The sequence below is a fragment of the Corallococcus terminator genome (assembly GCF_003611635.1).
Classification (GTDB): domain Bacteria; phylum Myxococcota; class Myxococcia; order Myxococcales; family Myxococcaceae; genus Corallococcus; species Corallococcus terminator.
This window is the reverse complement of the sequence record NZ_RAVZ01000089.1, coordinates 1-13,521: the sequence shown is the minus strand read 5'-3', so window position 1 is coordinate 13,521 and position 13,521 is coordinate 1. Positions and strand designations below refer to the sequence as shown.

Here is a 13,521-nt window from a genome sequence, read left to right as displayed (position 1 = left end):
GCCCGGATGAATGTCACTGAAATGCACGGAGGGAATGCCCGGACGCGGTCTACGTTGCGCGGCCGTGATTGCTCCCGTGTCCGTTCCCCGTCCTCGTCCCGCGCTCCTCACGCTCGCCTACCTGGCGTTCATCAGCCTGGGGCTGCCGGACGCGGTGCTCGGGGTCGCCTGGCCGTCGCTGCGGAGCACCTTCGGCCTGTCGCAGGCGGGCATGGGCGCCATCCTCTCCGCGGCGGCGATCGCGTACTTCATGTCCGGGCTGCTCGCGGGACGGTTGATGCGCCTGCTCAAGCTGGGCCTGCTGCTGGCGGTGAGCACGGGGCTGGTGGCGCTGGGGCTCGCGGGCTACGTGACCCTGTCCGTGTTCGCGCTCTTCCTGCTGGCGGCGTGTTTCATCGGCTTCGGGTCGGGGGCGATCGACTCCGCGCTCAACAACTACGCGGCCCAGAACTTCGGGCCCAAGCACATGAACTGGCTGCACGCCGCTTACAGCGTCGGCGCGGCGGTGGGGCCGGTGCTGATGACGGCGCTGCTCACGCGAGGCTTCGGGTGGCGCACGGGGTATGCGGTCATCGGCGCGGTGCTGGGCATGCTGGCGCTGACGTTCCTGGTGATGCGCCGGCAGTGGGATGCGCCGGTGCGGACCGAAGGCGAAGCCCCCGCGGAGGTGCCCACCGCCAGCGCGGCGGAAGCGCTGCGGCGGCCCCGGGTGTGGCTGCAGATCGCCACGTTCTTCTTCTACACGGGCGTGGAGGTGACGGCCGGCCAGTGGAGCTACACGGTGCTCACCGAAGGCCGGGGCCTGCACACCGCGGAGGCCGGCACCTGGGTGAGCCTCTACTGGGGCAGTCTGCTGGTGGGTCGCATCCTGTCGGGCTTCATCGTCGAACACCTGGGCTCGGTGCGGATGCTGCGCGCGAGCACGGGGCTCGCGGTGGTGGGCGCGCTGCTGTTCGCCATTCCCAGCGTGCCGCCCTTCGTGGGGCTGGTGCTGCTGGGCTTCGCGCTGGCCCCCATCTTCCCGGGCCTGATGTCGGAGACGCCGCGTCGGGTGGGCACCGACGTCTCCGCGCACGCGGTGGGCTTCCAGGTGAGCGCGGCCACCGCGGGCGTCGCGGCGCTGCCGAGCCTCGCGGGTGTCATCGCGGAGAAGTGGGGCCTCGCCTACGTCGCGCCCCACATCCTCGCGTGCGCCGTGATGCTGGCCGTGCTGCACGGCGTGCTGTCCGCTTCAGCCGACAGGCCCGCGACGCGCTGACGGCTCAGCTTCCTGCCTTGAGCTCCGCGCTGCCCAGCGTGTGGAGCCCCTGGTCCTTCCATTGGGCCAGCCGCAACGTCGCTCCCGAAGCGTTCGGTGCGACCTCCACGCAGGTGAAGCGGTGCTCCAGCCGGGCCAGCTTCTGGCGGGACGGATCCAGCGCGGGGTTGGTCTGGAGCTCCGCGAGGTACTCGCCCCAGTCCTCGTCGGACGCGTCCGGGGACGGGAGCCGCAGGAGGGAGATCCACGTGCCGGTGTTCGCGAACACGCGCCCGTTGCCCTGGTGCCACCGCGCCGCGTGGGTGTGGCCCATCACCACCGCCTGGGGCCCGAACTTCTTGCCCAGCCGTTCGCTCTCCGCGAGCTCGTCCTTGCCCGGTTCGAGCGCGAAGTAGTCCGAGCCCGTCTTCCCCGCGACCGTGCGGTGCAGGCGCGCGTAGAGCGCGAAGCCCGCCTTGCACAGCTTCAAGCGGGCACGGCCCAGGGCGCCGGGGCTTTCGAAGGCGTTGAGCTGATCCGGATCCAACGCGGACAGCAGCGCGTTCACCTCATCGTCCTCCAGGTCCACGTCCGCGATCGCTTGCGCCAGGTGTGACTCCGCCGCCGAGGCCGCGGGGGTGTCGTCCGTGGGCGGGAAGGCGAAGGCCGGCGCGATGCCCTTGTTCTGGATCAGCCGGCGCAGGAGGGTGAGAGTGCCGGAGGTCAGCAGGACCTTGAGCGCGTCGGGCTTCACGCCGAGCGCCACCATCACCGCGCCCTGGAAGTCCGGCTTGAGCAGATCCATGTACCGCATGCGGTGCTGGTGCTTGAGCGGGTTGAGCAGGCTCTTCACCAGCACGGAGCCCGGCGGATAGCGGAAGCGGCTGTCGCGCTCGGAGGACAGGAGCGAGTCGTAGTCGATGCGGTTGGCCACGTCCGTGTGTTCGCCGTGGGTGACGAGCACGCGGGCTCCGCCCACTTCCAACTGGAGGGGCGCGGTGCCGTCGCGGAACTCCAGCCGCGAAGCCACGGAGGCGGGCTGCGCGAGCGCGGCGCGCACCACGGCCTGGACGTCCGGCAGGGCCAGTTCCAGGTCGTGGTTGCCCACCACCATCGTCGCGCGTCCGCCCGCGGCCAGCACCCGGCCGAGCGCCTTCAGCGACGGCGCCGTCTGCGCGGAGTTCACCAGCGCCCGGGCCTGTTCGAGGGTGCGCTTCGGGTCCACCGCGAGCGGGTCATCGTTGAGGAGGAAGTCGAAGCTGTCCCCGTTGAGCACCACGTGTGTGGGCGTGCCGGTGAGCGAGTCCAGCAGGGCGGGCAGCTCCGCGGCGCCCGCGAAGATGTCGTAGGGACCGCCGTTGCCGAGGTGGAGGTCGCTGAGAATGAGCGTTCGCATGGGGTCATGCTCCTTTCAGGGAATCGCCTGCAGTTCGGTGTGGCGGATGCGCACGGCGGGATCGCCGAGCACCACGTAGTTGCGCGCGTCGTTGCGTTCAATCCACCGGTGGATGAGGTCGCGGGGCGCGAGCTTGCCGTTGGACGTGTTGGCATCCAGGTGGGTCAGCAGGATGTTGTTCACGTCGGAGAACCGGTCGCGGAAGTCGCGCAGCGCGTACCCCACGGGCATGCCGGACATGATCTTCGCGAGCGTGTTGCGGAACGGGTGCAGGGTGGACTGCGTCAGGTGAAGGGGCTTGATGGAGAAGCCCCAGGCCCGCTCCACGTGGCCAATCACCGCCAACGCGCCGCCAGCCGGGTGGGACAGCAGCCGCCGGGGCAGGGCCGCGACGAAGGCGGACCGGGCGAGCGCCTCGCCTTGCCGGGCAGGGTTGATGGGAAACTCGTCGTGGGCGGGCGTACCGACGCCGAAGCAGGCGAAGAAGAAGGCCACCAGCCCGTGAAGCCGCGCGTCGTCCTGGATGTCGGACGCCGCCACGTAGTGCGCGGGTGCCATCGCGCCAAAGCCGGTCCAGTCCTGGCTCAGCAGGGCCCCCTGGTCGGACAGTTGGCGCGCGTCGTTCGCGGGGAAGCCGAGGCCGTGGGACGCGGTGAAGAGCACGGCCGGACGGGTGTCCCGACCGTGGAGGGCGGAGAGCAGCCACTCCTTGGTCGCGTCGTCCTCGATGGCGTCGCGGCTGGCGTAGCGCAGCTTCGCGGCGATCGTCTTCGTGGGCTGGGGCGGGAGATCCGCCGCCGCACCCCGGGCCAGCGCGGTGACGAGATCGTCCGCGCTCAGGTGTGTGGAGCGATCGCCCAGGTGCTTCGGGGCCCACCAGTTCACCTGCCGGTGGTTGGGGATCGTGGCGCCTGTCTCGTAGGTGACCACGCTTTCGGCGTAGCGCGTGTACTCGGCCGGGGTGTCGAAGGAGAGACGGCCCACCGCGTAGGACAGGGAGAGCGAGTGCTGGACGTCGTACGGGATGTCCTCCGGCCCTCCGACGAGCAGCAGGTAGAACGGCACGCGCGTGGGCTCGACATCACCGACGCCGACCCCGTGGCGAGCGAGGAACTGATGCGCCGTCTCACCCGGCTGGTAGGTGAGGACGTGCATCCGGTCCGCCTCCACGAGCCCGCGCCGGTGGGCGATGAGCGGCTCCAGGCCCTTGCGGAGTTCGTCGGACGCCTGCGTGTGGAACACCACGCCCCATCCGGCCTGGATGGGGTCCTGGGGGTCCACGTCGAACGGCAGCGCGAACTTGACGCCCTGCGGGATGAGTTCGAGCCACTTCTTCCAGGCGTCGAAGTACGGCGCGTTCCCACCCGGTTCCGCCACCTCCGCGGCCGCCGGGAGGTCCACGGGCGGCACCAGGTACTGTCCGGTGACGCCGTCGATGCCGTTGAGGACCAGCGGGTCTTCGGAAGGGGGCATGGGGCGCTCCACGGTGGACGTTCAGAAGTGCAGTTGTGACTGGGGTGGCATGTAGAGACAACAATCCATCGCCACTTCCCATGCGTCGTCGGTCTGCCCGAGTGCTCGAAAAAGGTGGGTGCGCATCTCTCGCACCACTGAACTCAACGCACCTGCCCAATCTTGTTGGGTGAACGCCTGGGCCACGAGCGCATTCACTTCGAATTCAAGACCCTCCGGCAGCGAAGGAATCACCAGGACCGCCGTGAGCTGGCCAGAGGCGAACAACTGGCACGCGAAGGCCCGAGCGGTGGCGGCTCGGAGGCGATCACTCTCGACGCGTTGGGTATCCAGCAACTGGGGGCCCGCGAGAATGCAGATCCTGAGCTTCTTCATCCATGCCAGCAGGTCGTCCGCGGAGATGAGCCGCTCCCGTTCGTGAGCACGGTTCTCATTGTGTCCGCTGACCGTGAGTTCCAGCCGGGGACCGCCTGTCGTGGGGAGGGGAGAGGCCCGCAGGTACAGCAGGTCCACCGTGGCCGCATCGGCGCTCGGTCCTTCGCCATCCCCTCCGCCCAGGACACGCGGCGTCCGTTGCGCTGCGGCCTCCAACCAGCGCTGACCGAGGCGCCGTTGGGACAGGGCGTCTCCCAGTTCGACTCCCACGTGCGATGGCGGCCGGACCCACAGCGTCGTCGGTTGGAATCCGCGAAGGTTGCTGCGTCGCAGGTCGAGCCCCAACTGCCCCTCATGTGTCCCCTGGAGCTTCGTGCCGACCACCGCCTCCCAGCAGAGGCCCGCGACAGCGGTCTCCACGCAGAACGCCACCTCTCCGCCAGCCCAGCGCGCGAAGGTGGGCAGGGACCGGAGCAGTGCCCCGGCCCGGAGCGCCGCGTCCTCGTAGGGCTGGTGCTGGAAGAGCGTGAACGGCCCGAACCGCTCATGGGGCTCGGTGGTCAGCTCGATCAGGATGGGTTCGACCCCTCTTGGCGGGGCGGCGGCGGGATTCGACTCTGGGGCTCGCGCGGTGAAGAGCAGGTCCGCGTGAGCACCTGGCGAAGAGAGGGACATGGCCGTGCGGGATTGCGGTGCCGGCAGGGATTCGAGCAATTCATCGTCGGAAGCGACGGCCCAGAATCGCAGGAGGGATTGTCGCAGGCCCTGGACCTCCGAGGACCGGGACATGAACTGGCCCCAGTCCTGGAGCAACGCATCCAAGCGGCTGCCTCCATCGCGCAGGTCCTCGAAGGCCACCAGCGCGCCTCCGACCCGCAGGAGGATTTCGCTCCAATCCTTGTTCTGGACGATGAGGTCGAACAGGGGCTTGGGAAGCAGCTTCTCTGACGGGCCCGTCGGTCCGATCAGCTTCATCGGACCCAGGTGGGCGGTCAGCGGCAACCGGCCCAGATCCGAAATCAGTGTTTCGCGTACCCCTTCCAGGTTCGCGAGCGGCGTGCGCAAGAGGGCCAGCGCCCTGAACAGCGATGCCAGCACGGCGCCGACGGGGTCCTCGGCCTCCAGGAAGAGCTGCCGGGCCGTCTCCAGGAGGTGGGCGCCCTTCAGCGGCAGCCTCAAGGCCAGCAGCTCGCCTTCGTCCAGGGCGATCTGCGCCGCGGCTCGGGGGCCGACCTTCTTGATATGCGGGGCGAGCTGCCGCGCGGACACGGAGAAGCCCAGGTTCCTGGCCCGGAAGAGGAGCCGGAGCAACGGGTGTGTCGGGTACGTCTTGCGCCAGTCCAACAGGCTGGAGAACCACCGGCTCAGGAACGAGTGGTCCAACCCGAACTGCTCCGCCACCTCGTCCGCTTCGACGACGTCCAGCACGAGGGACAGCATCAGGAACTCATCCAGCGACTTCCTGCCCGGGACCAACCGGACCTTCGCCCAGGTCAGGCTGCGGCGGGCGTGCTCCTCGTCCAGCATCGGGAGGGAGCGCCAACAGGCATGCTGGAGCCAGGGAGTCGTCCCCAGGTACCGAGGCGTCGGGTCGAGGCTCTGGGTCAGGTCCGGCTGCGCCATGCCCAGCATCGCCCACGTCGCGGCGTACTCACCGTAGGTGGCTTCGCTCGCATCGGCGGGAAGCGCGTTCAACAGTTCCGCCATGGACTGCCCGTCCTCCAGGTGCCGCATGCGGCGCGACAGCTCCAGGCGGAGATGTCGCGCGCGACTGGCCCCGACGGTGGAGCGTGAGGCCCGCTCCTCGTGGGATGTCGCGGTCCGGAGTTCGTTCAGTGCAGCGGAGAGAAACCCCGCCTCTCCCAGTGCCTGGGCATGCGCGAGGCTGGACGGTGACAGCTCACGGTGGGCGTTGCAGTCAGGTGCCCCGTATCGCGAAGCCTTCGCATGCCAACCGTGTTCCTCCAACCGCCTTGCGAGGTCCAGCGGGGGCCGCACCGCTCCCTCCAACTGGAGGAACGCCGTGCAGAGGCGGTCCTGGTCCAGCACGTTGGCGTCGATGCGCGACCACTGCCCCAGGATGTCGCCCCCATCCGTCGCGGCCCACTCCTTCAGGAGCTGCGCCGCCGGCAGCACCTCCGGGTAGAGCGACCGGATCATCTCCAGTCGGACCCGCGCGCCTGTGTCGTCGGGAGCCCGCCAGTCCAGCCATCGCTGCTGCGTCTGTCCCACGCGGACCCGCGACAGGGCCTTGAGGAACCAATTCGTCACGAACTTCGGCTTCTTGCGCTGGTGGGTGAACGCGCGAGCCACCGTCGCCAACGCGAAGCCCGCGAGCACTGGGTGGACATTCGCCGACGCGGCCCACTTCGCTGTCTGCGTCAGCGGCTTCTCCGCCAGCGAGCGGAAGCTCCCGGACCGCTCCGCCTGTTCGAGGATCGCCGCCAGGGCTCCCACCCACGCGGCCTGGAGCTGTTCGTCCCACTCCTCAATGTGCCACGGCTTCGTCTGACTCCAGAGCTGCTTGACGCGGGCCTCGTCCAACGGAGCTTCTGCCGCATTGGCCGCGATGAGCTGCCCAAGCAGTGCGCGGAGGCGCAGGTGCTCCTGGTCCTTGGGGGCGAGGCGGGCGACCTCCGCCCACTCTTCTTCGGCCGGGCGTCGGCGGTGGACGAGGCTCGCCGCGTACGTGGCCAGGACGACCGCCCGGAACGGTTGGGCCCGCGCCGGAGCATCACGACCCAGGGGGCCCTGATCCGCCAGCAGCGCGCCACAGACCGAACCGAGTGCGGCGAAACCTCCGGTGTCGAGAGTCCGCTTCTCGATGAGGTGCCACCACGCGACGGCCCGCTCGGGTTCGCCCTGGAGCAAGCCGGCGAGCAGCACGTAGTGGAAGCCCTCCACCTTCTCGATGGCGTGCTGGACGGTGAACCGTTCGAGGAAGCCCGACGCACGCTGGGATGCGTCCCGGAGGGAGTCGGGCTTCGTCGCGCGGCACCAGGCTTCGAGGCGGGGCCGCAGGCCTTCGTCCACCTGGTGGTACGGGGATTCCTTCCGGACCCATTCCTGGCGGATCAACTCGCGGAAGGCGGCCTCGAAGGACTCGGGCGCTCCGTTCCAGGTGTCTCGCAGCAGGGCTTCATCGAAGCGCCCCAGCAGCGCCACCATGGGCAGCAGCTTCAGCAGGTCCGGGTTGTTGAGCCGCTCCACGATGCGCAGCTCGACGTAGCGGTCGCTCCCGGGCTGGGCCAGCAGCTCGGGCGTGACGCGCGCATCCTCGCGGATCCAGTCCGCGTAGAGGACGACCTCGAAGGGATTGAAGCGCGTCGCGAGTGGAAGCTCCGTCCGCGCATGCACGAACGCGGACGGTCGCGGCGGTTCTTGGGTCTTCAGCAGCACGGCTGCCCGCAGCTCGCGAGACAATGCGCGCTGGCCCTCGCGGTCCTGCTCGAAGTACCGCTCCGCCTCCTCCTGGGAGAAGGACTGCATCTCGTGCAGCCGGAGGAAGTCACGCGGCGGAAGCCACGAGGGTGCGTCCGCCAGCCGCCAGCCCGCGCCGCTGGAGGCGAGGGGCCGACGGCCGAAGAAGACGACCCGGAGTCCCGGCACCTGCTGATGGAGCTCTTCGAGCAACTGGAAGGTGGCTGCGACGTTGGCGGGTTCATCCCCGGCGGAGAGCTTCGCCAGCTCCTCGCACGTGTCGAACAGGAGGACGACGGGCCCGTTGAGTTCGCGCACGACGTTGGCGAAGGCGTGGAGCATCTCCTGCCAGGGGGGTGTCCGCTGGATGTCCTTCCACGACAAGGCGGAGGTGCCGGCCAGCTCGCGCACCATCAGCCGGGTCCGGTCGAACCAGTTCAGGCTTCGGCTGATCCGCCCCGCGCCTCCCTGGAGGAAGAGCTGCTCCGCGAGCTGTTCGATGAGCAGCCACGGGGCCTGTGTCGGATACGCCGGGTTGAGATGATCGAAGTCCACCCGGGCCCAGTACCCCCGCGCTTCGAAGAGGCTCCGCGTGCACAGGTGTCGCACCAGCATCGTCTTGCCGATGCCCGCCTTGCCCACGAAGTGCAGCGCCCAGGCGGTGGTGTCCTCGGGCGCGGTCATCAGTTCATGGAAGGCTTCGAGTTGCTCCTGGCGCTGGAGGTAGTGCTCCAGCCGGCGCTCGTCCTCACGCCGGAGTTGGTGGAAGTCGATGCGCCGGGTGGCGGCACTGGCGGCTGCGCCGAGCACGGGGCCGAAGAGGGGCTCCAGGTGCCAGGCCGTGCGCACCCAGCTCATTGCATCCGCGAGCGCCTGCTCCTCCACCTCGTCGGACACGGCCGTGAAGTCCTGAGCCACCCTTTGCGTGATTCGCTCCTGGAGTTCGAAGGCCAGGACTTCGGGGGAGAATCCACAGGCGGCCAGTTCGGCCCACCGGAGCGTGGGCATGGGGACCAGTGCCCTCAACTCTGGAGCGGACAGCTTCACGCCCAGCAGCCGGCAATCGTCATGCAAGGCCTGTTCGAGTGAAGGAGTCTTCTCCAACAGTCGTCGCAGCTCGCGCTGACGAATGTCGGGAGGCATCCAGTACTCCCGGGTGGAGGGTGCATCCAGGTCCAGGCTGGAGACCTCCCGCGATTGACACAGCCCCTCCGTGCGCAGCCACTCCAGCGCGGCGGCCGTCGGAGGAAAGCCGCACGCCTGTGCCAGGGCCTCCGTCCATACCGGGACAATGAGCATCCACCGCAGCGCGTCCTCGAAGCCCTGCATCCGGTCATCGCGCGTGCGCCGGTCGGCTTCGAGGTTCTGCTCGACGAGCTGGTTGATGCGCGCCAGCTCCTGTCGCAGGTCGGCGTTCATGAGCTCTGCCCTTCACGCGCCGGAGTGCCCCGGAGCAAGGCCTTCATGGTGGCTTGATCATCCGCCTGAAGGAGCATCTTCGACGTGCCGAGCGCCTTGAGCACCGCGTCCAATCCCGCGTTCCCATGGAGCTGCGAGGGCAGTCCCTTCACCAGGTCCCTGAAATACGTTTCGAGGAACATCGCCACGTTGGGCATGGCGGGATTCGGGACCTGCGGCGGCTCTCGCAAGAGGACGTACTGGTTGTAGATGAGCGGCTCCAGCGCCTCCGGGAACCGGCTGATGTCGTGGCGTTCGACGGTCGCGCGCTCCAGCAGGGACTTGATGGGCCCATCTGCCTGCGGATGGCCCGGCCAGCGGCGGCAGCTCACCACCACCGGAGTCGTCACGCCGTCGAAGGTCAGCCGGTGCTCCAACACGTGCACGAGCGTGGACAGCGCGGGGGACCACGTGTGGATGCCGTCCAGCAGCAGCAGCGACCCCTTGCACTGCGTGTCCTTCGCCAGCGCCGCCAGATCCATGGCCAGGGCCAGCCTCAGCACGGCGGGATCCGTCGGTCCGCCCAGGGTCAGCGCCTCGTCGAGGTCCGGGTGGAGCGGCGGCGCGGGGGTCTTGTCCCGCAGAAGCAGCGCGCGCAGTTGCGAATCCGGCGCGGCGCCCACGCCCCAGTCGTTCCGGAGGTCGCGCAGCTTCTTGTACAGCTCCGTGAGGAGCTTCTCGGTGGTGGGTGCCTCGGTGCTGCCTTCGGGGAAGCCGAAGAGCACGGGGACGTAGCCCGAATGGAGTGCGTGCACTGCGAGTTCGTTCATCAGGCGCGTGGCCCCGTACTTCACTGGGGGCTGTTCCATGGCGGGCCCGACGATGGCGAAGTGGTTCCACTCGCTGCGTCCCGAGTCCAACCAGCGCTCGAAATCACGAAACGCTTCGAGCCGGTCGCAGAACGGATGATTGACCCGGAACGTGTTCGCGATCCGAGTTCTCACGGAAGCTTGTCCCACGTCCTTCAGCTCCAGCCGCGTGTCCGTGTCACCCCGGATGATGAGCTGGGAGAAGGCCCAGTCGCTGGTCGAGTGGCGGCCGGCGAGCAACTGGAGCCCGGCGCGACGGCCGGTGGTGGTCGCGAGCCCCAGGTCCACGGGCGTGTTCGGCACGCCTTCGAGCAGGGACTCATAGAGACGTCGAGTGAAGAGACGGCACGCATGGTCGGCGACCTCTCCCGCCATGCCAACGACCATCGGGATGCCCAGCTTCGCCAGCTCCACGGCGAACGAGGCCTGCGCGGTGGCGCGGGCTGGATCCTCCTGGGGCGTGGGAGGCCGACCCTTCGCCGAATCACAGGCGTTGACGACCACCACCGTCGGCAGCGGGACGCCCGTGTCCTGGAGGAGCTGGTACAGGTCCTGGGCGCTCCAGCGTTTGAAGCCCTCCCGCTCCTCGGAAGGCGGCGCCTCCCGGCCCGGCTTGAGATGGATGCTGTCCCATTCGCCGTGGCAGGTGAGGTGGAGGACCGTGGGCTGGTAGCTCTTCACGGCCGAGGCGAGGTCCTCCCCGTGGGCGGCGATGAGGACGCGGTGGTGGAGGCTCTTCTGCTGGTGGTTCAGGTGGCGCAGCAGCCCCAGGTATTCCGCCCCCGCGCGGATCCGTGGATCCGCCAGGTCCGTGCCCACCACGAAGAGCACCCGCAGGTCGATGGGTGCTCGGGCCTGGAATGGCTTCGAGACGGGAACCCGCCGCACCAGCGATACCTCTGGCGCGTGCTGCTCCGCGAGGAAGCCCGAGTCATCCCGCATCAACTCCCAGTGCAGGCGGCTCAGCTCCCATTCGCTCGCGTCCCATTCGAGCACCAGCTCCAGGGACTCATGTTGCGGACAGCGAGCCTTGAGCTGCAGCCAGAAGGTGCCACCCAGGAGTGTCTCCAGCAGATAGCGGCCGAAGCCCCACAGGTGGCCCTGCGCGGGCGTACCACCGTGGATGCTGGTGAAGGCGCCGCGCAGTCCCTTCTCGGGCTTCGTGCCCTGCCAGAGCGAAGTGACCTCCGGGAGGCCATCGAGCGCGCCGTCCACGGCGGGGAAGGGGTAACCGTTGTCCATGCGCCGCAGGACGTGGAGCAGCGTCCCATCCACCTCCACACGCCAGAACGCAGCGGGGACCGGGGAGGTCTCCCGCACCACGGAGATGACCGTCCTCATGCCGCCCCCCGGGCCGCGGCTTCGAGTCCCGCCGTGTCCAGACCGAGCAGGATGTCCGACAGTTCATCGCCGGCCACAGGCATGCGCGGTGGCTTCGCGCCACTGCGCCGCCCCGGGAGCCGGTTCTCTCCGAGCAATTGCTTCACGGTGCCCGCGAGCATGTCGAGCGCGGTGGTGTCTCCCTCTGAGTGCGTCGCTTCGGTCCGAGCCCAGGCGCCGAGCGCGGCACCGGCCATCCTGCGGGGGCCCGTGATGTCGAACGGTGCAGGCACCGTGGGCCAGCGCAGCTCGAAGTGCCGTGCGTTGAACCCCAGCAACTCCGTCAACGTCACGTCGGTGCCGGGCAGGTCCGCGAGGGACGCCTCCACCACCGTGTCCACGAGGCGCAGATCCTCTTCCGCGGCCTCCACGCCCACGACCAGGGCGCGTGGGTCCACCCCGTTCAGGCTCGCTTGCGCACCGGACAGCCCCAGCCGTTCGGCGGTCCGGGCCATCAGGTGCAGCCGCACGGCGGCCGAAGGGTAGTTCTGGCGCGGTTCGCCCATCCGCCCGTCCGGGTGCTGCTCGAACTCAACCATGGCCCGCACCGCGGCCGTGCCGAAGGAGACCACCGAGTACACGTCCGCGAAGACCTCCTGCGACCACCGCCCCCAGCGTTCGGCGGCTAGGGTGGCGTCGTCCAGCTTCAAGTCGGTGGCGGACCGGAGGACCGCTTGCTTCAGGTGCTCCTGGAAGCCCTCCACCAGACCCAGGTGGTGCTGCACGTGGTGGCCCACCTCGTGCCCGATGAAGACGAGCCACCACGGGGAGGCGACGCTCTTCACAGGCAGGTGGATGAGCGCGATGGGCAGGCGCTCCAGGTGCTCGGCCAACAGCGGCCCCCCGTCCCGGCACAGCTCCCGGGACACCCAGGAGCGGGGCGTGGCCGCGGGCGAATGCTCCAGGTCGATGAAGGGCAGGGGAGCAGGCCCGCTCGTCACGCTCAGCCCGAGCGTCGGAGCCCGTTCGAACACCGACCGCCAGGCACTCCAGACCACTTCGTCCGCCGCCCGCAGGAGCGGTGCCAGCCGAGCGTCGTCCCGTTGATCGATCCGCTCCCGGAAGAACCGCCACAGCCGCCGCAGCCACAGGATGCGCAGGTCGTGCCGCCGGCACTGCTCCGCGAACTCCCCCCGGGGGAGGTCCAGGTCCAGCGTATCCAGGTGCTTCGTGAGCCCCCTGGCGGCCCCGTCGATGCAGGCCTCGATGGCCGTGAAGTGGCTCGCGTGCTGCTCGGCGACGTCATGCTTCTTGCGCAGCGCCAGCCACGCCGCGAACTCGGCGCGCAGCGACCCCAGCTCGCGGCGCAGGCGCCCGAGCCACCGCCGGTTCTGATCCCCCTCGTCACTCATCGTGCCCGTCATCCTACCCCACGCCCCACCGTGAACAGGGTCACCCGAACCCCTCCAGGCCCCTCCGACGCCGGCCGGCCGTCTGTCGCACGGCTCACAGCCTGCCTGCCCTCCGGGGCACCCTCGCCCTTATTCCTGGTGGCAATCCCTTACGTCATTGCTCGAGGGAGATCGCGCCGCGCTGGAGTTGTGGCGTGGAGATGCGTGTCTTTGAAATTGTCAGGGTTTCGACCTGCTGCGTCTGGCATTGAAAGGGTTGGCTGTGTTCGACTTCCCTTCGCGTCCGGAGCGCTGGCACCCCTCGCCACCGCCGAGGACGCTTAGGGAGAAGGCCCATGATGAAGAATCCCGAAGTCCTCGATGTGGTGAAGGGCTGGTTGTCCGGCGCCGAGGAGTCCCATGGCATGACCAATCCGGCGGGCCCGGTGTTCGTGGGAGGTGCGCGCACGGAGCAGGCGCTCACCGAGTCCAACCTGGTGGCGGACACGGGCTGCAGCAGTTGCACCGCCTCCGCCCACGTCCACTGTTGTTGATCCCCCGCTGAATCCCTCTCTCCGGCCCGGGCCGCACGCTCCGGTGCCGGAGAGCCTCCCCGCGGCTTCCCCTGCCTCCCCCGAGAGC

At 69.2% G+C, this 13,521-nt stretch carries 7 protein-coding genes; 2 read left to right on the top strand and 5 right to left on the bottom strand.

The genetic code is table 11. The features are described 5' to 3' along the window. Nucleotides 1–76: 76 nt before the first annotated feature. A complete protein-coding gene (locus tag D7V88_RS15095) occupies nucleotides 77–1,258 on the top strand; it encodes an MFS transporter (protein WP_244238163.1) in 1,182 nt (393 codons plus the stop codon). A gap of 4 nt (nucleotides 1,259–1,262) precedes the next feature. Here D7V88_RS15095 and D7V88_RS15090 read toward each other — a convergent pair whose 3' ends face one another. The 5 genes from D7V88_RS15090 to D7V88_RS15070 are packed head-to-tail and all read right to left on the bottom strand — an operon-like array spanning nucleotide 1,263 to nucleotide 12,900. Further along, nucleotides 1,263–2,633 carry a metallophosphoesterase gene (locus D7V88_RS15090; RefSeq protein ID WP_120541341.1) on the bottom strand — a complete coding sequence of 457 codons (1,371 nt, stop codon included), beginning with the start codon at nucleotides 2,631–2,633 and terminating at the stop codon, nucleotides 1,263–1,265. A 15-nt stretch (nucleotides 2,634–2,648) separates the two neighbouring features. Beyond that, nucleotides 2,649–4,106, bottom strand: a complete 1,458-nt coding sequence (locus D7V88_RS15085; RefSeq protein ID WP_120541340.1) for a C25 family cysteine peptidase — start codon at nucleotides 4,104–4,106, stop codon at nucleotides 2,649–2,651. Between the two features lie 21 nt (nucleotides 4,107–4,127). Beyond that, entirely contained in the window at nucleotides 4,128–9,320 is a 5,193-nt protein-coding gene (locus D7V88_RS15080; RefSeq protein WP_120541339.1) for an ATP-binding protein, read from the bottom strand. Further along, nucleotides 9,317–11,509, bottom strand: a complete 2,193-nt coding sequence (locus D7V88_RS15075; protein ID WP_120541338.1) for a CHAT domain-containing protein — start codon at nucleotides 11,507–11,509, stop codon at nucleotides 9,317–9,319. Before D7V88_RS15075 ends, D7V88_RS15080 begins: the two co-directional genes overlap by 4 nt. Beyond that, nucleotides 11,506–12,900, bottom strand: a complete 1,395-nt coding sequence (locus tag D7V88_RS15070) for a hypothetical protein (protein ID WP_147448747.1) — start codon at nucleotides 12,898–12,900, stop codon at nucleotides 11,506–11,508. Before D7V88_RS15070 ends, D7V88_RS15075 begins: the two co-directional genes overlap by 4 nt. Before the next feature lie 335 nt (nucleotides 12,901–13,235). Between D7V88_RS15070 and D7V88_RS15065 the strand changes: the two genes are divergently transcribed. Further along, nucleotides 13,236–13,433 carry a DUF6229 family protein gene (locus D7V88_RS15065; protein WP_120541336.1) on the top strand — a complete coding sequence of 66 codons (198 nt, stop codon included), beginning with the start codon at nucleotides 13,236–13,238 and terminating at the stop codon, nucleotides 13,431–13,433. Nucleotides 13,434–13,521: the final 88 nt, after the last annotated feature.